This is a genomic window from Allokutzneria oryzae (genome assembly GCF_042429765.1).
Classification (GTDB): domain Bacteria; phylum Actinomycetota; class Actinomycetes; order Mycobacteriales; family Pseudonocardiaceae; genus Allokutzneria; species Allokutzneria oryzae.
In genome coordinates this window covers 366,716-388,264 of sequence record NZ_JBHLZU010000020.1, presented here as the reverse complement: position 1 = coordinate 388,264, position 21,549 = coordinate 366,716, and the positions used below count along the sequence as shown (strand labels likewise).

Annotated in this window: 17 protein-coding genes, 2 tRNA genes and 1 other RNA gene; 7 read left to right on the top strand and 13 right to left on the bottom strand. The window is 68.2% G+C overall.

Translation table 11 applies throughout. The features are described 5' to 3' along the window. Positions 1-241: 241 nt before the first annotated feature. Both ssrA and ACFFQA_RS26260 read right to left on the bottom strand, forming a co-directional pair. Positions 242-615: a transfer-messenger RNA gene (gene ssrA / locus ACFFQA_RS26265) on the bottom strand. Between the two features lie 189 nt (positions 616-804). Continuing rightward, the gene (locus tag ACFFQA_RS26260; protein WP_377857572.1) at positions 805-1,194 is read right to left on the bottom strand and encodes a hypothetical protein; all 390 of its coding nucleotides are present in this window, start codon (positions 1,192-1,194) and stop codon (positions 805-807) included. Between the two features lie 182 nt (positions 1,195-1,376). Here ACFFQA_RS26260 and ACFFQA_RS26255 point away from each other — a divergent pair, with 182 nt between their 5' ends. Continuing rightward, a complete protein-coding gene (locus tag ACFFQA_RS26255; protein WP_377857570.1) occupies positions 1,377-3,152 on the top strand; it encodes an AfsR/SARP family transcriptional regulator in 1,776 nt (591 codons plus the stop codon). A gap of 15 nt (positions 3,153-3,167) precedes the next feature. Here the strand turns inward: ACFFQA_RS26255 and ACFFQA_RS26250 are convergent, their stop codons facing one another. From ACFFQA_RS26250 to ACFFQA_RS26225, 6 genes are all read right to left on the bottom strand, one after another. Then, positions 3,168-4,076, bottom strand: a complete 909-nt coding sequence (locus tag ACFFQA_RS26250) for an amidohydrolase family protein (protein WP_377857568.1) — start codon at positions 4,074-4,076, stop codon at positions 3,168-3,170. After that, the gene (gene smpB / locus ACFFQA_RS26245; protein ID WP_377857565.1) at positions 4,076-4,555 is read right to left on the bottom strand and encodes an SsrA-binding protein SmpB; all 480 of its coding nucleotides are present in this window, start codon (positions 4,553-4,555) and stop codon (positions 4,076-4,078) included. Before smpB ends, ACFFQA_RS26250 begins: the two co-directional genes overlap by 1 nt. Positions 4,556-4,585: 30 nt before the next feature. Further along, a complete protein-coding gene (gene ftsX, locus ACFFQA_RS26240) occupies positions 4,586-5,488 on the bottom strand; it encodes a permease-like cell division protein FtsX (protein ID WP_377857563.1) in 903 nt (300 codons plus the stop codon). Between the two features lie 65 nt (positions 5,489-5,553). Beyond that, positions 5,554-6,243, bottom strand: a complete 690-nt coding sequence (ftsE, locus tag ACFFQA_RS26235) for a cell division ATP-binding protein FtsE (RefSeq protein ID WP_377857560.1) — start codon at positions 6,241-6,243, stop codon at positions 5,554-5,556. A gap of 173 nt (positions 6,244-6,416) precedes the next feature. After that, entirely contained in the window at positions 6,417-7,529 is a 1,113-nt protein-coding gene (gene prfB, locus ACFFQA_RS26230; RefSeq protein ID WP_377857558.1) for a peptide chain release factor 2, read from the bottom strand. A gap of 120 nt (positions 7,530-7,649) precedes the next feature. Then, complete coding sequence (locus tag ACFFQA_RS26225) at positions 7,650-8,150, bottom strand: helix-turn-helix transcriptional regulator (protein WP_377857555.1); 501 nt, start codon at positions 8,148-8,150, stop codon at positions 7,650-7,652. A 463-nt stretch (positions 8,151-8,613) separates the two neighbouring features. Between ACFFQA_RS26225 and ACFFQA_RS26220 the strand changes: the two genes are divergently transcribed. The 5 genes from ACFFQA_RS26220 (at position 8,614) to ACFFQA_RS26200 (ending at position 15,643) form a co-directional block, all read left to right on the top strand. Then, complete coding sequence (locus ACFFQA_RS26220) at positions 8,614-9,588, top strand: ABC transporter permease (RefSeq protein ID WP_377857553.1); 975 nt, start codon at positions 8,614-8,616, stop codon at positions 9,586-9,588. Positions 9,589-9,602: 14 nt separating this feature from the next. Continuing rightward, positions 9,603-10,661: an ABC transporter permease gene (locus tag ACFFQA_RS26215; RefSeq protein ID WP_377857549.1), complete on the top strand. Its 1,059-nt coding sequence runs from the start codon at positions 9,603-9,605 to the stop codon at positions 10,659-10,661. Beyond that, positions 10,658-12,784: an ABC transporter ATP-binding protein gene (locus ACFFQA_RS26210; protein ID WP_377857546.1), complete on the top strand. Its 2,127-nt coding sequence runs from the start codon at positions 10,658-10,660 to the stop codon at positions 12,782-12,784. The genes ACFFQA_RS26215 and ACFFQA_RS26210 overlap by 4 nt, the downstream gene beginning before the upstream one ends. 137 nt (positions 12,785-12,921) lie before the next feature. Beyond that, the gene (locus ACFFQA_RS26205; RefSeq protein ID WP_377857543.1) at positions 12,922-14,610 is read left to right on the top strand and encodes an ABC transporter family substrate-binding protein; all 1,689 of its coding nucleotides are present in this window, start codon (positions 12,922-12,924) and stop codon (positions 14,608-14,610) included. Positions 14,611-14,695: 85 nt separating this feature from the next. Further along, positions 14,696-15,643, top strand: coding sequence for a DUF3592 domain-containing protein (locus ACFFQA_RS26200; RefSeq protein ID WP_377857540.1), 948 nt, complete (start codon positions 14,696-14,698; stop codon positions 15,641-15,643). Here ACFFQA_RS26200 and ACFFQA_RS26195 read toward each other — a convergent pair. The 3 genes from ACFFQA_RS26195 to ACFFQA_RS26185 all read right to left on the bottom strand — a co-directional run bounded on the left by ACFFQA_RS26195 (position 15,541) and on the right by ACFFQA_RS26185 (position 20,169). After that, a complete protein-coding gene (locus tag ACFFQA_RS26195) occupies positions 15,541-18,939 on the bottom strand; it encodes an ATP-binding cassette domain-containing protein (RefSeq protein WP_377857537.1) in 3,399 nt (1,132 codons plus the stop codon). The genes ACFFQA_RS26200 and ACFFQA_RS26195 overlap by 103 nt on opposite strands. Positions 18,940-19,184: 245 nt before the next feature. Next, positions 19,185-19,535 (bottom strand): hypothetical protein, encoded by a 351-nt coding sequence (locus ACFFQA_RS26190; protein ID WP_377857534.1) that lies wholly within the window; start codon positions 19,533-19,535, stop codon positions 19,185-19,187. A 70-nt stretch (positions 19,536-19,605) separates the two neighbouring features. Beyond that, positions 19,606-20,169: a DUF2087 domain-containing protein gene (locus tag ACFFQA_RS26185; protein WP_377857531.1), complete on the bottom strand. Its 564-nt coding sequence runs from the start codon at positions 20,167-20,169 to the stop codon at positions 19,606-19,608. A 212-nt stretch (positions 20,170-20,381) separates the two neighbouring features. Here ACFFQA_RS26185 and ACFFQA_RS26180 point away from each other — a divergent pair, with 212 nt between their 5' ends. Beyond that, on the top strand, positions 20,382-20,624 hold the full coding sequence (locus ACFFQA_RS26180) for a hypothetical protein (RefSeq protein WP_377857528.1): 243 nt from the start codon (positions 20,382-20,384) through the stop codon (positions 20,622-20,624). Between the two features lie 53 nt (positions 20,625-20,677). Here ACFFQA_RS26180 and ACFFQA_RS26175 read toward each other — a convergent pair. Further along, a tRNA-Met gene (locus tag ACFFQA_RS26175) sits at positions 20,678-20,754 on the bottom strand. A gap of 407 nt (positions 20,755-21,161) precedes the next feature. Continuing rightward, positions 21,162-21,238, bottom strand: a tRNA-Met gene (locus tag ACFFQA_RS26170). Positions 21,239-21,549: the final 311 nt, after the last annotated feature.

The following is a 21,549-nucleotide window of genomic DNA, read 5'->3' as shown; positions in this document are numbered from 1 at the left end:
CCCCCCCCCCCCCCCCCCGAACGACGAAAGCGGTCAACGCCACCCGCACCACACCACACGAACCAGCCCCGGAAGCGGCCAAGACCAACCGCACCACACCGAAGCTGGTCAACGCCCAACCGCACAACGCTGGAACAGCAGGAGCCCGCACCGCAGGGGGCTTGGGGGAGTCGCTCCCCCAACAGATACACGGAGAAAGGGAAGCGGCCCCCAGCGAAGCTGGGGGCCGCGAACAGCACTTCGGTGGAGGTGCCGGGAATCGAACCCGGGTCCTCTGCCGGTTCATCAGGACTTCTCCGTGCGCAGTCCGCTGTGTCTCTACTCGACCCCGCCGGTCTCGCGAACAAGTCCGGTGTGACGGGCCCAGCCGCTGTTTGGTGTCCCGTCGCGGTCCGCGGCCGGCCGCGACGGTGAGCCCCCTAGCTGATGCCGGGAACCGGGGCGGAGGCATCCCCGGGCCGACAGAGTTGCCCCGCTACTTAGGCAGCGAGGGCGAACTCGCGCTGGCTACTAGCCTTGGCGCTTATTAGGTTGCGATGACGCTTGAGGTGGTCTCTCGCCTGCACCTGCACGCTTCCCCTGAATCAACGTCCAGAGTCGAAACCGTTCACCCCCTGGCTTGGTGGGAACACACCTAGTTTAACGCGCCGCACCACCGCATTCCTTCCCGGGACGGCCCGAGAGCCGGTTGCCTGGGCAAACCCGGTGATCACCCCTAGCCGCGCGAACACTCCGGGACGCGACTCGGCCCGTGGTGAGCGCGCACCACGGGCCGAGGTCGGGTATCCGGCGTGAACTACATGGTCAGCACGTGACGTAGCGCCCGTTCGCTGACGGCGGCAGCCCCACCGTGACCGAAACCTCCAGGCAGCGCCCCGATGGAGGGTTGCGGATGAAGTAGTTGGTCACGAAGGCCGCGATGACCGGGCACCCGAACTTCAGGAAGCCGGGGGCCACCTTCATGCACGAGCCGTTCGCCGCGAGCGTGCCGCCGGTGAGGACGGCGGAGTACAGGCCCTGGGTGGTGCCCGCGCTGAACGTGTGCGTGTAGACCTTCGCTGCTGCCTGGGACTCGGCGGAGACGGCGGCCGCCGAGGCAGGTTCGGCACTCGCGGCCCCAGCCACGGTGCCCAGCGCCGACGCGGAGATCGCGAGGACCGCCGCGGAACGCTTCCAGAACGTCAAAGACCCCATAATGGGCTCCCTCCAGTTGTGACGTTCAGCTCATTTCGAGCTTCTGGCGAGAGCCTGCGTTCACCCGGTTCAGGCACGGTATGTATCCGATATAGGTACCTGCTTGTCCCGGCTTCACCCAGCGGATAACTTGTTAAGGTCTAACTAGACCATTAGGGCTAACGGTGACCAGTTTTCAGAAGATGGACTTCAGGGTGCTGGGACCACTGGAGATCGCTGGTCCGGACGGACTTGTCGACCTCGGTGCACCCAAGCAACGAACCCTCGCCGCGCTGCTGCTGTGTCGCGCGGGCACGCCGATATCGGCCGACGCACTGGTCGCCGCCCTCTGGAACGATCACGCTCCGCGATCGGCGCGGAAAAACCTTCAGGTTTATGTCTACCAATTGCGAAAAGCATTCGCTGCTGTCGGAGCGCCCGATCGGCTGCACCACGTGCACTCCGGCTACTGCCTGACCGTGGAACCCGGCGAGCTCGACATCGACCGGTTCAGCGACCTGTTCGGCAAGGGTCGGACGGAGCTGGCCGCCGGTGAGGTCGAGCGCGCGGCGCGGGTGCTGGGGCAGGCGCTGTCGCTGTGGCGGGGCGAGCCCTTCGCCGACCTGCCCGACGTGGAGGCGCTGCAGCGCCAGGGCCGGAGCTGGCAGGAGCGGCGGCTGGTCGCCGAGGAGGCCAGGATCGAGGCCGACCTGCGGCGCGGGCGGCACACCGAGGTGGTGGACGAGCTGTTCTGCCTGGTCAGGACGCACCCGCTGCACGAGCAGTTCCGCGCGCAGCTGATGACCGCGCTGCTGCTGGGTGAGCGCAAGACCGAGGCGCTGGCCGTCTACGACCACGGCAGACAGGTGCTCGCGGCCGAGCTGGGCATCGCGCCCGGCGCGAACCTGGCCCGGATGCACGAGGCGGCGCTGACCGGCGAGGTGCCCGCCATCTACACCGGTGCGGTGCGCACCGCGCCGGTGCGCGTCGTCCCTCGGCAGCTCCCCCGCAGCATCTCCGACTTCGTCGGTCGCGCACCGGAGCTCGCGCTGCTCCAGGACCGGTTGGCCGAGGCAGCACGGGGCGGCTGGCCGCTGCTCGTGCTGACCGGGGCCGCCGGGGTCGGCAAGAGCACGCTCGCGGTCAAGGCCGCGCACGCGGCCGCGGCGCACTTCCCCGACGGCCAGCTCTACGTCGACCTCGCCGAGCACGACGGCGGGGACGCGCTCGCCCGGATGCTGCGCGCCCTCGGCTGCGCCGCGCACGAGCTGCCGGCCGGGCGCTGCGAGCGGCAGGCCCTGTACCGGACGATCGTGGCCGACAAGTCGGTGCTCGTGGTGCTGGACAATGCTGCGAACGAGTCACAGGTTCGTTCACTGCTCCCGGGTTCTGCCTGCTCAGCGACCATCGTGACCTCTCGGAGCCGGCTGCTGGGGCTGGACTCGGCGCAGCTGGTCGAGGTCCCGGCGTTCCACCGGGAGGAGAGCGTCCAGCTGCTGCTCTCCTGCTCCGGGCCGGCCGAGCCGGACAGCACGCGGCACGCCATCGCCATCGCCGAGGTGTGCGACCAGCTCCCCCTGGCGGTGCGCGTGGCGGGTGTGCGCGCGGCGCAGAGGTCCCTGCGCGACCTCGCCAGGCGGTTGGTCACCGGACGCAATCCTTTGGATGAGCTGGTCGCGGGCGACGAGTCCGTGCGCGGGCGGCTCACCGCGAGCTACCGGGAGCTGGACGAGGACGGCAGGACCGCGCTGCGCAGGCTCGGCACGCTGGGTCCCGGCGAGTTCGCGCCCTGGGTGCTCGCCGCGTTGCTCGGCACGCACACCGGGCGCGCCGAACGCAGCCTGGACCTGTTGCTGGACCGGCACTTCGTCCGGCAGATCGACAGCAGCGAGAGCTCGGCGCGGTTCGTGCTCCCGCCGCTCACCCACCACTTCGCCACGGAGGTCTCGCAGGAGCCCGTGGTCCCCCAGCTGTCCTAACAGGACGGAACGGGCCTACTGCCCCAGCAGTCGCGCGGGTGTGTCGTGCAGAACCGCGCGGAGGAAGTCCGCGCCGAGCCGGTCGTCGGACTCGGCCCACCCGGCGATGGCGCGCAGCTGCTCGGCGTACGCGTACGGGATGTTGGGGAAGTCGGTGCCGAGGGCGATCCGGCCTGGCAGGGCCGCCAGCCGGTCCGTCCAGTCCGACGGCATCGGGCAGAACGCGGTGGTGAACTCGACGCCGACCATCGTGGTGTCCAGGTGCACGCCGGGCCATCGCTCGGCCAGCCGCAGCGCGTGGTCGAACTCGGGCATGCCCGCGTGCGCGAGGACGGCGACGAGGCGGGGATGCTCGCGCAGCACCTCCTCGAACACGTCCAGACCGGTGTAGGTGCCGGGCAGCGGGCCATGTCCACAGTGGATGATCACGGGAATCCCGGCGTCGGCGAGCTGCCCCCACACCGGCCGCAACAGCGGGGAACGGGGGTCGTAGTCGCCGACCTGGACGTGCGCCTTGAAGCACCGCACACCCGCTTCGACGGCTTGGCGGACATACGCATCCGCGTCCGGCTCCGGGTAGAAGGTCGCCGTGGGGACCGCCTCCGGCACTCCGGCGGCGAACTCCCGGGCCCACTCGTTGAGCCAGGCCGCCATGTCCGGCTTGTGCGGATAGACCAGCGGCGCGAACCGGCGGACGCCCAGCGAGCGCAGCAGCTCGACGCGCTCCGGCTCGCCGGTCCGGTAGTGGATCGGCCAGTGCATCCCGTAGTGCTCGCCCGCGCGGTCGAAGAAGTCCCAGACCTTGGCCAGCACCCGTTCCGGCAGGAAGTGCACGTGCAGGTCGACGAGCCCCGGGATGCCGAGGTCACGCACCCATGCGGCGACCTGGGCATCGGAGGCAGGTCCGGCCTGTCGGCCGGGCATCAGTCGCGGAACCCCTTGCGGGCGCGACCGATGGCCTTGGCCGTCTCGCGGTCGGCGGTCTTCTTCGCCAGGATGTGCCGCTTGTCGTAGGCCTTGTTGCCGCGCGCGAGGGCGAGCTCGACCTTGACCTTGCCGTCCTTGAAGTACATCGACATCGGCACCAGGGAGAGACCGCTCTCCTTGGTCTTGCCGATCAACCGCTCGATCTCCGCCCGGTGCAGCAACAGCTTCCGCTTCCGCCGCGGCTCGTGGTTGGTCCACGTGCCCCAGTGGTACTCGGCGATGTGGACGTTGCGCAGCCACACCTCGCCGTCGTCCACCGACGCGTAGGCGTCGACCAGTGAGGCCTTCCCGGCACGCAGGCTCTTGACCTCGGTACCGACCAGGGCGATACCGGCCTCGTAGGTGTCGAGGACGGTGTAGTTGTGCCGCGCCCTGCGGTTCTGCGCGATCACCTTCTCGCCGCGTTCCTTGGCCATGACAACAATGTTACGTGGCCCGGGAAACGGTTAGAGGCGCACGTACAGGCGCAGGGTCACGTAGCCGGTGATCGCCGAGATGACCGCGCCGATCGGGAACAGCAGCAGCGAGACCTGGAAGACGTCGGCGTAGCCGAGCGGCGCGATGATGTTGGCCTCGATCGGGGCCTTGAGCACGTCGTCGATGAACGTGCCCTTGGCGAAGAACAGGCCCGTCAACGCGAGGACCGCACCGGTGAGACCGGCGACCACCGCCTCGATGAGGAACGGCAGCTGGGTGTACCACCGGGTCGCGCCGACCAGCCGCATGATCCCCACCTCGGTCCGTCTGGTGTAGGCGGAGACCTGGATGGTGTTGGAGATCAGCAGCAGCGCCGCGAGCGCCTGGACCAGCGCGACCGCGAAGGTGGCGTTGCGGAAGCTGCCGAAGAACTCGAAGAGCTGGTTCAGCAGGACGTCCTGGTCCACCACGCGGAGCACGCCGACCTTGCCGGTGAACTCCTTGGAGATCGCGTCGAAGCGCAGCGGGTCCTTGAGCTTGACCCGGAACGACGACGGCAGCGACTCCGGGCGGGTGAGCTTCACCAGCTCCGGCTGCGCCGCGAAGATCTCCTTGAACCGCTCGTAGGCCTTGTCGCGGTTCTGGAAGGCGACCGTGTCCACGATGGAGTTGCGCTGCAACGACTCGCGCAGACCGGAACAGATCTGCTCGGTGCAGTTCTTGTCGGAGGCGCTGACGTCGTTGGTCAGGTAGACCGCGACCTCGACCTTGTCGTAGTACAGCTTCTCGGTGTTGTCGATGAGCCGCACGATGAGCAGGCCACCGCCGAGCAGACCGAGCGAGATCGCTGTCGTGAGGATCATCGCGATGGTCATCGTGATGTTCCGGCGTAGCCCGGTGATGACCTCGCTGAACACGAAACTGGCACGCATCGGGAGTGGTGCTCCTAGTAGTGGCTCGGGAAAGTTGTCTCAGCAGCCGCGGCCGACCCGAGGGGTCAGCGGCCGACTCCGTACACGCCCCGGGCGTCGTCGCGGACGACCTTGCCGAGGTGCAGCTCGACGACCCGCCTGCGCATGGCGTCGACGATGGAGTGGTCGTGCGTCGCCATCAGCACGGTCGTGCCGGTGCGGTTGATCCGCTCCAGCAGCAGCATGATGTCCTGGCTGGTGTCCGGGTCCAGGTTTCCCGTCGGCTCGTCGGCCAGCAGCAGCAACGGCCGGTTGACGAAGGCGCGGGCGATCGCGACTCGCTGCTGCTCACCGCCGGAGAGCTCGTGCGGCATCCGGTCCGCCTTGCCTTCGAGGCCGACCAGCTCCAGCACCTCGGGCACGACCTTCTTGATGGTGTGCCTCGGCTTGCCGATGACCTCCAGGGCGAAGGCGACGTTCTCGGCGACGGTCTTGTTGGCGAGCAGGCGGAAGTCCTGGAAGACGCAGCCGATGCGCTGGCGCAGCCGCGGCACCCGGCGCCGGGAGAGGCGCCCGACGTTCCAGTCGGCGACGACCAGGTTGCCCTTGGAGGGCACCTCCTCCCGCAGCAGCAGCCGCAGGAACGTGGACTTACCGGAGCCAGACGGGCCGATAAGGAACACGAACTCGCCCTTGTCCACGCTCACCGAGACGTCGTCGAGCGCGGGTCGGGTGGAGGTCTTGTAGACCTTGGACACGTGTTCGAGCCGGATCACGAGGCGCGAGTTTACCCACCGGATGTATGACAGGTGTTTCCCGCAAGCCGACGAACGGGTGCTCGGCGTGTCGCGGCTGGTGACGCCTCGTTTGAGGCCGAACGGCCGCATCCCCCGGGAGGGGGACGCGACCGCGCGGGTGTGCGCTTGCGCGCGCCTGTCGGCGACCGGTCCTAGGAGGCCTCGGAGCCGGACTGGCGGCGCCAGCGGATGCCTGCCTCCAGGAAGTCGTCGATCTCGCCGTCGAGCACGTTGCCGGGGTTGCCGACCTCGTGCTCGGTGCGCAGGTCCTTGACCATCTGGTACGGGTGCAGCACGTAGGAGCGCATCTGGTTGCCCCAGCTGGAGCCGCCGTCGCCCTTGAGCGCGTCCATCTTGGCCCGCTCCTCCTGGCGCTTGCGCTCCAGCAGCTTCGCCTGCAGCACGCCCATGGCGGTGGCCTTGTTCTGCAGCTGCGAGCGCTCGTTCTGGCAGGACACCACGATGCCGCTGGGGATGTGGGTGATCCGGACCGCGGAGTCGGTGGTGTTCACGCCCTGGCCGCCGGGGCCGGAGGAGCGGTAGACGTCGACCCTGAGCTCCTTCTCGTCGATCTCCACGTGGTCGGACTGCTCGACGACGGGCACGACCTCGACGCCCGCGAAGGAGGTCTGGCGGCGGCCCTGGTTGTCGAAGGGCGAGATCCGCACCAGGCGGTGGGTGCCCTGCTCGACGGAGAGGGTGCCGTAGGCGAAGGGGCTGCGGACGCGGAAGGTCGCGGACTTGATGCCCGCCTCCTCCGCGTAGGAGGTGTCGTAGACGTCGGTCGGGTAGCCGTGCCGCTCGGCCCAGCGCAGGTACATCCGCATCAGCATCTCGGCGAAGTCGGCGGCGTCGACGCCACCCGCCTCGGCGCGCACGGTGACCAGCGCCTCGCGCTCGTCGTACTCGCCGGAGAGCAGGGTGCGGACCTCAAGCGAGGAGATCTGCTCGCGCAGCTTGGCGCGCTCGGCGTCGGCCTCCTCGACGGAGGAGGCGTCACCCTCCTCCTCGGCCAGCTCGTAGAGGACCTCCAGGTCCTCGATGCGCTGGCGCAGCTCGGTGACCTTGCGCAGGTCGGCCTGCTTGTAGGCGAGCTGGCTGGTGACCTGCTGGGCCCGCTCCTGGTCGTCCCAGAGGTCCGGCCGACCGGCCTGATCCTCAAGTTCGGCCACGTCGGCGCGCAGTTTCTCGAGGTCCATCACCGCCTCGACACCGGAGAGCGTGGAGGAGAGGTCCTTGAGGTCGGCAGCGACGTCCGGGTTCACGTCGTGAAATCGTACTGACTTGGCGGGGGCTCCGTGCGCGAAGGTGCCACCCGCCCTCCCCGGAACGCGCGACAGGGCCGCCCGCCGGAGCGGGCGACCCTGCCGTGAGCTGTCGTTCGATCAGGCGGTGGGAACCGCGTCGAGCAGCTTGAGAACGGCTTTGGTGTGGGCGACGGCGAAGTCCGCCGCGGCCTTGGCGAAGGGGTCCTCCGCCGACTTGGCCTGGGCCTTGAGCTCGTCCAGCTTGGCCGTGTAGGCCTGCTTGGCCGAGTCGACCATGGCCACCCGCTGCTTGCCGCCGAGCGAACCCGCGTGCACCAGCCTCAGGATCAGCGGGCTGCGGAGGTGGTCGGGACCGGGCTCGGTGGCCAGCCACGTCTTGAACGCCTTCTTGCCCGCGGGCGTGATGACGTACTGCTGGCTGGAGCGCGGCCCCTGCTTGCCGAGCTTGAGCAGCCCGGCCGCGGCGAGTGCGGGGAGTTCGCGGTACACCTGGCTGCGGGTGACGCTGAAGAACGCACCGAAGCGTTCCCCAGCGGACGCGACCAGCTGGCCGCCCGTCTTCGGACCGTCGTGCAGCAGGCCGAGCAGCGCTGCCGCGGTTGCGTTCAGTTCAGTCACCTAGCCAACGGTGCCACGGCTTTCCCCCGCTGTCCACAGTGGTCTGCCCATCTGTCCACTGTGGCTTGAAACGCACTGGGACGAACGTGATCGTTGATCACCCGTTCGGCCCCGGAGCGGCCATCCGGGCGACGACCGCACGCAGTGATCAAGGCGGCGGACGGGTGGAGCGGGACGGCATCTGCTACATGATTCATGTTCACTTATTCACCGTATTGACTGAGCGGGAATCGGCTCTGGAGCGCCGGAGCATCACGTATCAATAACGGCCCGGCGCAGTTCCGCAGGTCGGTCCGGTTCAGCTCACTGAATATGCATGTTTCTGTACGGACAGTCACCCGTGGCGTTGCCCTGACCACTCTGGACGTGCGCGTTATCGTCACGGCTCGACAAGGGCTCGAAGCACTCCCGCGCGGTCAAAGACGACCCCGGGGAGTGGATCGTCCGGGAAAGGACATGGCAGGTGATCGGTTTCCTGCTGCGACGGCTGGTGAACTATGTGGTGCTGTGCCTGGTCGCGACATTCCTCGCGTTCAGCCTCGCATCACTGACGTTCGACCCCATCGCGAAGCTGCGCGAGCGCAACCCACCACCTCCGCCCGCGGCCATCGCGGCCAAGGAGCTGAGTCTGCACCTCGACCAGCCGATCCCCCAGCGATTTTTCACGTGGCTGGGCGGGGTCGTGCAGGGTGACTTCGGTCAGACCATCACCAACAACCCGATCACCGAGGAGCTCGGCCGCCGGATGGGCATCAGCCTCCGGCTGTTCCTCATCGGCACGCTCGTCGGCGTGATCCTGGGTGTGGTGCTTGGCGTGGTCAGCGCGATCCGGCAGTACAAGTTCAGCGACTACTTCGCGACGCTGTTCTCGTTCATAATCCTGTCAACACCGGTCTTCCTGCTCGGCGTGCTGCTGAAGTACGGGGCGCAACAGCTCAACGACGCCACCGGCACGAAAGTGCTCCAGTTCACCGGTGAGTTCACACCGGGCTTCGAGGGCAGCTGGTGGGCGATGCTGCTGGACCGCGCGCACCACCTGATCCTGCCAACGCTGACGATCGCCCTCGGCCAGATCGCCTTCTACAGCCGCTACCAGCGCAGCGCGATGCTCGACGTCCTCGGCAGCGACTTCCTGCGCACCGCGCAGGCGAAGGGCCTCACCAGGGGCAAGGCGCTGTTCAAGCACGGCCTGCGCACCGCGCTGATCCCGATGGCGACGCTGTTCGCCTTCGGCTTCGGCCTGCTGATCACCGGCGGTGTGTTCACCGAGCGCCTGTTCACCTGGTACGGCATGGGCGACTGGCTGGTCACCGGCATCACCGAGCAGGACACCAACATCGTCGCGACCGTGACGCTGTTCGTCGCCGTGCTGGTGCTGATCTCCGGCTGGCTGGCCGACGTCCTGTACGCCGCTCTCGACCCACGGGTCCGGATCTAGGGCCGGGAGGAAACATGTCCGTCAACCTCAACGACAGCGACTCGACGGGAACCACCGGCGCCGCGACCGGGAGTCCGGTGGACGCCGCCGTCGAGACGACGCAGTCGACCGGCCGCGGTGCCCTTGTCGTGCGCCGCTTCATGCGCAACAGGCTCGCGCTGATCGGTCTCGTCGTCCTGGTCCTGCTCTACGCGATGGCGTTCCTGGCTCCGCTGTTCTCGCCGTGGGACTACAAGCAGCAGGACTACAACGCGTTCCTGTCGCCGCCGAGCGCCGACCACTGGTTCGGAACGACGCAGATCGGCGAGGACGTGTTCGCGCAGACCATGCGCGGGCTGCAGAAGTCGCTCACCATCGGCCTGCTCGTCGCGCTGATCTCCACGTTCATCGCCACGATCGTCGGCTCGGCCGCCGGCTACTTCGGCAAGTGGTCCGACCGCACGCTGATGTGGGTCGTCGACCTGCTGCTCGTGCTGCCGTCGTTCCTCATCATCGCGATCATCAGCCCCTCGCTGCGCGGGGAGAACTGGCTGTGGTTCGTGGTGCTGCTCGCGGCGTTCAACTGGATGATCACCTCCCGCATCGTGCGCGGCATGACGCTGACCCTGCGCGAGCGGGAGTTCGTCAAGGCCGCGCGGTTCATGGGCGAGAAGCCCTGGAAGATCATCCGCAAGCACATCCTGCCGAACATGGCGTCGCTGCTGATCATCGACACCACGATCAACGTCGGCAGCGCCGTGCTGGCCGAGACCGGCCTGAGCTTCTTCGGCTTCGGCGTGCAGCCGCCGGACGTCTCCCTCGGCACGCTGATCCGCGACGGGACGCGCGCCGCGCTGACCTTCCCGTGGCTGTTCATGTTCTCCGGTGGTCTGCTGATCATCGCGGTGCTCGCGGTGAACTTCATCGGTGACGGCCTGCGGGACGCGCTCGACCCGACCTCGCAGAAGGGCCGGGTGAAGGAGAAGAAGGAGAAGCGGAAGGGCAAGCACTCCCGGGGCTCCGGCGAGACCGCCGCCGTCACCGGCCCCGGCTCGGCCGAGGTGCCCGCGCCCAAGCGTGAGGATGATCGATGACCAGCGCTGACATCCAGTTCGACGCCCCGGCGTCGGCGAACACCGGACCGCTGCTCGAGGTCACCGACCTCGACGTGTCCTTCCCGAGCGAGGACGGCCGGGTCCGCGCGGTGCGCGGCCTGAGCTACCGCGTCGACCGGGGCGAGGTGCTCGGCATCGTCGGCGAGTCCGGCTCCGGCAAGTCCGTGTCCTCCCTGGCCGTGATGGGCCTGCTGCCGCCGCAGGCGAAGATCACCGGCTCGATCCGGTTCCAGGGCAAGGAGCTGCTCGGCCGCTCCGACCGGGAACTCTCGCAGATCCGCGGCAAGCGGATCGCGATGGTCTTCCAGGACCCGCTGTCCGCGCTGACGCCGGTCTACACCGTCGGCGACCAGATCGCGGAGACGATCCTGGTGCACGGCAAGGGAAAGGTCACCAAGCAGCAGGCGGCCAACCGGGCCGTCGAGCTGCTCGACCTGGTGGGCATCCCCAACGCCGGCCAGCGCGCGAAGGCGTTCCCGCACGAGTTCTCCGGCGGTATGCGCCAGCGCGCGGTGATCGCCATGGGCATCGCCAACGACCCCGACCTGATCATCGCGGACGAGCCGACGACGGCGTTGGACGTGACGGTGCAGGCGCAGGTCCTTGAGGTGCTCAAGACCGCGCAGGAGGTCACCGGCGCGGGCATCGTGATCATCACCCACGACCTCGGCGTCGTGGCGGGCTTCGCCGACAAGCTGCTGGTGATGTACGCGGGCCGCGCGGTGGAGTCCGGTGAGGTCGAGCAGATCTACGCCGCGCCGAGGATGCCCTACACGCTGGGCCTGCTCGGCTCGATCCCGCGGCTGGACGCCGAGGAGAAGCAGCCGCTGGTGCCCATCGTCGGCCAGCCGCCGTCACTGGTGTCGCTGCCGCCGGGCTGCCCCTTCGGCCCGCGCTGCCCGATGCACGTCGCCGCGTGCGACACCGAGGAGCCACCGCTGTCCATTGTGGACACCCGGACGGGTGTCGACAACCCGCACCGCGCCGCGTGCATCCGCAGCGCGGAGATCGCCAGCAAGGAGCCGGACCCCGCCGAGGTCTTCGGCGCCGAGGTCGTCGAGGAGGCCGAGATCGCCTCGGTCCCGCGCGAGGACCGCCAGGTCGTGCTGAGCGTCGACGAGCTGGTCAAGCAGTTCGAGGTGACCAAGGGCGTGGTGTTCCGCCGCAAGGTCGGCACCGTGCACGCGGTCGACGGCATCAGCTTCGACATCCGCGAGGGCGAGACGCTGGGCCTCGTCGGCGAGTCCGGCTGCGGCAAGACCACGACGCTGATGGAGATCCTGGGGCTGGAGAAGCCGACCGGCGGCGGGATCTCGGTGCTCGGCCGCAGCGTCGGCGACATCCCCGCGAAGGACAAGAAGGCCATCCGCCGGGACATGCAGGTGGTGTTCCAGGACCCGATGGCCTCGCTCGACCCGCGCATGCCGATCAGCGACGTGCTCGCGGAGCCGATGCAGGTGCACGGCTTCTCCAAGGCCGAGATCCAGAAGCGGGTGCCGGAGCTGCTCGGCCTCGTCGGCCTGCGCGCCGAGCACGCCGCGCGCTACCCGGCGGAGTTCTCCGGCGGGCAGCGGCAGCGCATCGGCATCGCCAGGGCGCTGGCGCTGGAGCCCAAGCTGATCGTGCTGGACGAGCCGGTCTCCGCGCTGGACGTCTCCATCCAGGCCGGTGTCATCAACCTGCTCGACGAGCTCAAGGCCAAGCTGGGCCTGTCGTACCTGTTCGTCGCGCACGACCTGTCGGTGGTGCGGCACATCGCCGACCGGGTCGCGGTGATGTACCTCGGCAAGATCGTCGAGATCGGTGACGTGGACGCGGTCTTCGGCAGTCCGGAGCACCCGTACACCCAGGCGCTGCTGTCGGCGATCCCCATTCCGGACCCGGTCAAGGAACGGCAGCGGGAACGGATCATTCTCACCGGCGACCTCCCCAGCCCGGCGAACCCGCCGAGCGGCTGCCGGTTCCGGACCCGTTGTTTCAAGTTCGCGGCACTGCCCGAGGACAAGAAGCAGCGATGCCTGGAGTCACACCCGCCACGGGAGCGGCACGGGCGCGACCACGAGGTGGCGTGTCACTACGCCGAGGTCCGCGAGGTCGTGTGACACGCGACCCAGCGAACGCCATTGTGGTGTTATACGGCTGTGCTGGGCGAACCGAAAAAGTTCGACGTAGGGTCCACCTGATCGACGCCCGAAATACACAAAGCGGGCGACTAGTAAGCAGTGGAGGAACTGGCGTGATGCGAGGGCGACGGCAACCAGCGTTGCTGATTGCCGCCCTTACGGCCGGGGCACTCGTGCTCTCGGCCTGCGGTGGCGGTGGCGGCAACAACCCGGCGAACAACCTTCAGGGCAAGGTCGACGCCAACGACATCAACCCCAAGCCCGTGAGCGAGCTGAAGGACGGCGGCGACCTCCGCTGGGCGGTCAGCAAGCTCTCGGTTCAGTTCAACTACCACCACCTCGATGGCACCGAGCGGGACAGCGCGGACATCACCGAGGCGCTGATGCCGCGCATCCACATGCCCAACGCGCGCGGTGAGCTGATCCCGAACAAGAACTACGTGGAGTCCGTCCAGCTCGTCTCGACCAACCCGCAGCAGGTCGTCGAGTACAAGCTGAACCCCAAGGCGGTCTGGTACGACGGCACCCCGCTGTCCTACAAGGACTTCGACGCGCAGTTCAAGGCGCTCAACGGCACCAACGCGGCCTTCGTGACCTCCAGCAACACCGGTTACGAGGACATCGAGAAGGTCGAGCGCGGGGCGACCGACCAGGACGTCAAGGTCACCTTCAAGAACAAGTTCGGTGACTGGCGCTCGCTGTTCGACCCGCTGTACCCGGCGTCGACCAACTCCGACCCGAAGGTCTTCAACGAGGGCTGGATCGAGAAGCCGCTGACCACGGCCGGTCCGTTCAAGCTGGACTCGATCGACCGCGGCGCCAAGATCCTCACCCTGGTGCCCAACGACAAGTGGTGGGGCGACAAGCCCAAGCTGTCGCGGATCATCTACCGCCAGCTCGACGTCGACTCCACCGCGCAGGCCTTCGCCGCCGGTGACGTCGACTTCATCGACATCGGCCCGAGCGTGACGACCTTCCAGCAGGTCAAGCCGGTTCCCGGCGCGGTCATCCGCAAGTCCCTCGCGCCCGACTTCCGGCACATGACCTTCAACGGCGCCAAGGGCGCGATCCTGGACGACCCGAAGCTGCGGCTGGCCATCCAGAAGGCGATCGACCGGACCACCATCGCGAAGTCCCAGATCGGCGCGATCATCCCGGACGCCAAGCCGCTGAACAACCACATCTACGTCGAGGGCCTGAAGGACTACAAGGACCAGGGCCAGCTGGTGGCGTTCAACAAGGACCAGGCCGCCAAGGAGCTCGACGAGCTCGGCTGGAAGCGCGAGGGTGAGGGCACCCGCAAGAAGGACGGCAAGGAGCTCGTCATCCGCGACGTGATCCCCAGCGCCGTGGAGACCAGCGCCAACGAGGCCAAGCAGGCCCAGCAGATGCTGGCCGCGATCGGCGTCAAGCTGGACATCCAGACCGTGCCCTCGGAGCTGTTCTTCAAGGAGTACGTGAACAAGGGCAACTTCGACGTCACGCACTTCTCCTGGATCGGCACCCCGACGCCCGCCAGCTCCAAGGGCGGCATCTACAAGCTCGACCCGAATGCCGTGAACCAGAACTACGGCCGGATCGGCAACGAGACCATCAACAAGCTGCTGACCGACGCCAACTCCGAGCTGGACGACGCCAAGCGCGCCGAGCTGGCGAACAAGGCGGACGAGGAGATCTGGAAGAGCGGGCACTCGCTGCTGCTCTACCAGCGCCCCAACGCCATCGGCGTGAAGGACACCCTGGCGAACTTCGGTGCCTTCGGCTTCGCGGGCTTCGAGTTCGAGAAGATCGGCTACGTGAAGTAGAGCAGTGTGATCGTCCGGAGAGGGCCCGCGAGTACTCCTCGCGGGCCCTCTCGCTGTGTGGCACGACAGAGACAGGATGAACCCGGTGAACCCGATTTCCTCGCCACCGCAACGACTTCTCGACATCCGCGCCGTCCGGCACGGTCTCGCGACAGCGCTGCTGGTGCTCGTGGTGTGCGCGGCGATCGGAGCGATCTCGTTGTCCGCCTACACCTCCGCGCGAGCGAGGATGGACACGTTCTCCGCCCGCGCGGTCGGCGAGGTGACCGCCGTGCACGACTACACCGTGCAGGTGCGGTGGGCGCTTCCGGACGGCAGGCAGGTCACCGCACCGGTGGAGCTCGCCGTGACCGCACCGGAGCCGGGCACCCGCACCGAGATCGCCTACGACCCGACGGCTCCGGAGAACGCGGCGATCCCGGGCGCCGCGCTGCTCGCCCAAGCCGACCGGGGCGCGAGCGGCATCACGTTCGGCGCGGTGGTCGCCGTGGTCGTGATCGGCGTGACGCTGGGCCTCGTCCTCGTGCGGGCGAGGTTGCGCGGGCGTGAACCCCGCAAGCTGCTGGTACGCCGCGTGCGCGTGCAGAAGGGGTTGCTGGCGAGGTCCTGGCTGGAGACCGAGTCCGGCCCGCAGCGGTGGATCCCGGTCTACTTCGACCCGGTCCTGGTCCGCATGCCCTCGCCGGTCGAGGTCACCGCGTACGGCGACCCGCGCGACGACCGCCTCGTGGCCGTGGAGTTCGACGGCACGGTGCTCTATCCCTCCGGGGCCACGGCGCGAACCGAACCGGCGGGCCGCCGGACCGACAACCCGGCAACGCCCGGCGACGACGCGGCCGAGCGCGCGCGGGCGGCGGGCACCGTCCTGCGCCAGCTCCGCGCCGACGGTGCCCTGATCGTCCCGGCTCCGCTGGTCGGCCTGTTCTGGTCCTACCTGGACGTCGGCGGGTTCCCGGTCTGGCTCGGCGCCACGCTCATCACGGCCGCGCTGGCACTGTGGTGGGCCGCCATCCGCGGCTCCGACCCGTCCTGAGCCACGGCTTTCAGCACAAGGCCACGCGGCGTCAGCTCCCCCAGTTCGTCGAAGCACGTGTGGTTGTCACTGCGGTGCATGACCACAAGGCAGGTCAGCCGCAGGGTGTGGTCACGCACGTACTCGATGACGGTTCGCTCCCGGCCACTGTCGAGCGCGGAGGTCGCCTCGTCCAGCAACAGGACACGCGGCTCGCGCAACAGCGCACGGACGATGTTCAACACTTGGCGTCGGCCCAGTTCGAGTTCCGACATCGGGGCTTCAAGAGCAGGAGCTGGGGCGCGAAGAGCTCGATAGACCTCATCGAGCTGATGTCGCAGCGCGGACTCGTCCTGCTCACTCCAGGGATCGAGGAACCCGTGCACGGTCAACGGGAACAACGGGACGTCGCTCTGCACGTACTGGAGTTGTTGCCTGGTCCCGTCGGACAGCAGGTCGGGCTCCTGCCCGTGCACGAGGACCTGTCCGGAAGACGGCTTCCGGAAGCCCGCGAGCACCTCCAGCAACGTGCTCTTCCCCATGCCTGACGGGCCAACAACGGCGATCGTGGAACCGCCCTCGACACAGAGGGAAACATCGTCGAGAACCGCGCGTCCGTCGTCGAAGCGCACGCTCAGCCGGTGCGTGCTCAACGCCGGGCCTGCCCCGCCTCCGGTCTTGGTTGCCCCGGTCACCAGCGACGCGTAGAGCGCCTTCGGCCGCTTGGGAACCTCACGAGCCACCTGGTCACGTCGCGGCAGGGTGGTCTCCCCCAGCATGTCGCTCAGCCTGCTGAAGTGGGCGCTCATGGTGTCCGCCTTCTGCAAACGCTCGACAAGTGCGCAGATCTCGGCGGAGAACGTGTAGGTGGCGTAGACGAGGAAGGCGATCGGGACAGCGACCGGCCCGGCCAGCAGGACGGCTCCCCAGAGCGCCGCGCAGAACACGGCGACGCCCATGAGCTCGATCATCAGCAACACCCGGAAGCTGGCCAGGTCGATCCGGTTCAACGCGGCCGCGCGCAGACCGGCCAGGTCGGCGAACCGCTCGGCGAGCGCACTCCGGATCACCGGCGACCGGCGGTATCCCTCGGAGTCGAGTGCGCCGGAGGCGAAAGTGAGCAGCGGCGCGCGGATCGCGGCGGCAAGACGGGCCCCGGCCTGGACCACGACCCGGCTTTGCCGATAGACCACGATCGCCGCAAGTGCGATGGGCACCAGCACGAGCACTGTGGCGGGTGTTGCGATCACGACAACGAGAATCGCGCCGAGTGCCTGGACAACAGCGGCAACCAGCGACGTGTACTGGTTCGGCGTCTGCATCTCCAACACGAAGAAGTCGCGGGCGAGCCGCCCCATCACCCCGGTGCGGCGGGCTTCCAGGGGAGAAAGCAGCAGAGAGCGGAAGATGGCGTTGTGGAGCAGGTCGATCGCCGTTCCCGGCGCAGCGAAGACAACCGCGTAGCGAGCGACCGCTCCGACAACCGCGGCCAGCGCCAGCACCACCATCCAGCCGAGAGGGTCGCTCTGGGCAGCGACGGGGCCGGTCGCCCCGAGAAGCAGCCCCACTCCGAGCTCGGCGGCCACGAACACGGCAACAGCAGCCAGCAGAACTGCCATCTGAGGCAGCGAGAACAGCGCTCTCCCGTTGCGCAAGAAGTCCCGAACGCGAGGCAGCTGGCCGGACGTGACCTCGAACGCCTCGTCACTGACGACCGCACGTTCGCCTTCGAACGAGAAGGTCCGCGCCTTGGCGACAGCGTCCTCGTCCCCGGTTCGCGTGGCCGAGTCCGTTTCGACGGCCAGGATCTGTGCCAGCCGGGCCGGCAGGTCCGCCCCCAGAAGCCCCGTGACGGTGTCGCTGCGCTCACCGGATGCCAGTTGCTCCCTGGTCACCAGGACCCCACCGGTCCGCCCGACCACGAGCACCCGGTCCACATGACGCACGAGCTCAAGCCGGGAGCTGGTCAAAATCCTTGTGCCCCAAGCATTCCCCGGCGCGAGGAGCTCACCGGCCACCTGTGTCGCCCGGGCGTGGTCGAGTGGAACGAAGACATCGTCCAGCAACAGCACGTCCGGTCGGGCGTACAGGGCCTGCGCGAGGCTGAGTCGAACGGTCTGTCCCTCGGACAACCGGCTTTCGGTGCCGCTCAGCAGAGCCGCGTCACCACCAGCTCGTTCCGCGACATCGGTCAGCAACCCGCTCGCACGCAAGGCGCTGACGTACCGCTGCTCGTCGACCTGCTTGTCCCACAACGTGACAACCTCGGCGACCGGCCCGTCGAACAGGGGCTGCCCCTTCTCCACGAGAACACGCCTGCCACCGGCTTCCGCGGCGAGACCGCGCAGCAAGGCCGATCCGCTGCTGTCCTCACAGATCACGAGAACGCGTTCGCCAGGCTCGATCTCCATCACCGGCGAGCCGGGAAGCGAGATCCGAACAGCACCCGCCCGCGCTGGTGACGCCTCCGCCCCGTCACACTCGGGTGCTTCGGTGAACAGCGCGTCGATCTCCGGCGTGGTCTCGGCCGCGTCGCGCAGCGAGTCGTACGTCAGCAAGTTGCCCCGGACAGCGCCGAGCAGCACGCGAACCGACACGAGCAGGGCGAACACGTCGGCGACGGAGGCGGCTCCGGAGAACCACATCACTGCCCCGACAACGGCCAGCGAGACGAAGGTGACGAACGTGTCCTGGAGGGCCAGCGTTGTCGTCGCCAGTGGCGCCCTTCTCCGCAGCACCCGATGCTGCCGCTGCCGAACCTCGGCGACCGAGGCCAGCAGCTGTCCCTCCAGCTGCTGGCGGCGGATGTCCTGCCATCTCCTGGCCAGCAGCTCGATCAGGTTCCCACGATCCCGGTCGATCTTCAGGTACTCGTACTCGACGCGGTTGGTCAGGAACACCAGCCGTTGCAGGACCACGGTGACCAGCACGACCACCAGCAACGGCACCACGACCACAGCGCCGAACGCGACCGCCAGGTATCCGGTGACCGCGACGACCAGCAGTGAGTTGATCACGAACTCGACGACGAAGGCGAGCTGGGACAGCTGCTGGGGGTAGCTCACCAGGTAGGTCAGCGTCGTGGCCTGGCGCTCACGGCACCACCGAGCGTCGACCCGCTGGAGCCGCCGGAAGACCAAGCGCTGTACAAGCAGCTCGACAACCAGAACCAGCCGCCGAACGTGCGCGGTGTTGAGCCAGCGCAGCACCGCCTGCACGACGATCACCAACGTGAGGCTCCCTGCCGCGGGAACCAGCACAGCAAGATCATCGCTGCGGTCGAGCACGTCCAGGCTCCGCCGAAGCACCCAGGGCACCAGCGGCACCACAGCGACAAACAGGAGGCCGACAAACAGGTAGGAGAACACATGCCGACGAGTCGTCCAGAGCACCGAGCGCCACAGGTTTCCCCCTCGGTAGCGCCGCTCCAACTCCTCGACACTGCGCCTCGCGTCGACCCCGGCGTGCTCCCCCTCCCAGGTGCCCAGCTCCGCCGGCCGAGCGTGGATCCGACGCTGCGCATGCGAAAGCCCACGCCAGTACCGAAACCCGCGCCGCACGATCAGGCTCCCAACGCTTCCAGGTTGTGCCGGACCAGATCCGAACCCGGGTACTTCCGCGCGAGCCGACGGAGCCGCTCCCGCATCCAGCCGGCATCGGCTCCGACCGGGTCGGTGTGCGACTCCACTTCCAACGACAGGAGCTCGACCTCGGCCTGCTCGTCCTCAGGAAGCTCGTCACGCTCCAGTCGCTCCAGCCACATGCGAGCAGAGGCGTGGTCACCGGCCTCGCAGTACTCGCGCACCGCAGCGAGGACATAGTCCTTGTTCCCCGCGTACACACCCGCTGCCCGGACGTACTCGGCAGCCGCGGAGCAAAATTGGGCGTTTCCCGACATGATGCGCTTCTGCATCTAGCCGAAACGTCCGACGCCATCCACGAAGTTCTGCTAGGCGGCCGACCGGAAAGAGTCAAGGCGGACACTATTTCGGCAGCACGTCCAACCAGCCCCCGGAGCGCCAGTACTCGCCGTCGCCCCGGGTGAGCAGGCCCTCGTCAATCAGGTACCGCCGCACGGACACGTGGTCGGCCGAGCCGCCCTCGCACCACGCGCGCAGGATGACGTTCACTTCCTTCTCCGGGTAGCGCACACCGGGTTCGAACGCCTGGACCATGTGCTCCAGCAGCACCTTGCGGCGACCGCGCTGCGCGGGCATGCCGACGAGGTGGCCGTCCTTGACGAAGGTCCGCAGCAGCGACTCCGTCTTGGGGTCGGAGACCGCGTAGCCGTGGTCGCCCGCGCGCTCCTCCGGCGCGGCAGCGCGGGCCAGCTCGGTCAGCACCTCGGTGCGCAGCCGGTACCCGCCGCGGCGCTCCTCCAGCAGGCCGCCGGATTCCAGCTTGCGCACGGCCTTGCCGACCGCCTTCGCGTCCAGACCCGTCGCCTCGGTCAGCTCGGTGAGCGAGGTCGATCCCAACGCGAGCGCCGCGATGACGCGCAGTCTCTCGGGGCCCGCCAGCAGCCCCACCACAGTCTCGGGAGTCACGCTCCGCAACCTAGCGCGACCGAGCCAGGCGAGCAGCTGTTTACTCTGCGCAACCGGCGCTGACCGTTACGTGGGTTTTCCCGCTCCAACCCGGTGGATTTGCCCCCGCCGGGCTATCGAGGCCGCGGCCCGAACCCCGAAGATCTGCCCCAATGGGGCCCGACTGTGGCGTGCGGGCCCCTCGATCGACCAAGGAAGCAGGGAGGTCGACCGTGCACCGTAGTTGGTTCCGGACGAAGCTGGTCGAAAAGCGAGAGCAGGTCACGAGCAAGGTCAAGGAGGGCGTCAAGCAGCGGGCGAAGTCACTCGTCCCGGCCCAGCTCACGAAGAAGCCCGAGTCGATGGACAAGTGCATGGTCTGCGGGAAGTCACTGAAGCGTTCGACGGCGATCTCGGGTGACGGCCGGGTGTGCTCCCCTGCTTGCGCCCACGCGTGGGTTCGTGACCTGAAGTAGCTGGGCATGCGAAAGATCCCCCGGCCCTGGCGGCCGGGGGATCTTTCGTCATGTGGTAGCGGGGACAGGATTTGAACCTGCGACCTCTGGATTATGAGCCCAGCGAGCTACCGAACTGCTCCACCCCGCGTCGTTGAGACAACCCTACACCCTCACCCAGCGCACTCCCAAAACGCCCCCTCCCCACCGCGATCAACGCTGGTCAGACCAGGACCCCGCGCAACAACACCGGCCCCACCGGAGCCGCCACAACCAAAGCGGATCAGCACCGCCCCCCACCAGAGCCGGCCGCAACCCGACGCAAGACCGCCAGGGCCCCGGAGGCTGGTCACCACCCGACGCACCGGGGCTGGTCACAAGCCAGCGCAGACCACCACTGGCACCTGGCACCTGGCACCCCACGATTGCTGGTCACACCCGAACGCACCAACGCCGGAACCCAGCAAGCCCGCACCGTGGGGGTCCGGGGGTTCGACCCCCGGGACGCAAATGCGAACAATCCCCGTCCGCGCACTCTGCGGACGGGGATTGCCGAATTGGTAGCGGGGACAGGATTTGAACCTGCGACCTCTGGATTATGAGCCCAGCGAGCTACCGAACTGCTCCACCCCGCGTCGTTGAGATAACCCTACACCCTCACCCAGCGCACTCCCAAAACGCCCCCTCCCCACCGCGATCAACGCTGGTCAGACCAGAACCCCACGCAACAGCACCAACGCCCCACCGCCGCAGCTCACGCCCCGAGCCCCCCTGGCCAGCCGCGCAACGCAGATCAACACAACGCCCCAACCTCCGCTGGTCACACCCCCAACGCACCAACGCCGGAACCCAGCAAGCCCGCACCGTGGGGGTCCGGGGGTTCGACCCCCGGGACGCAAATGCGAACAATCCCCGTCCGCGCACTCTGCGGACGGGGATTGCCGAA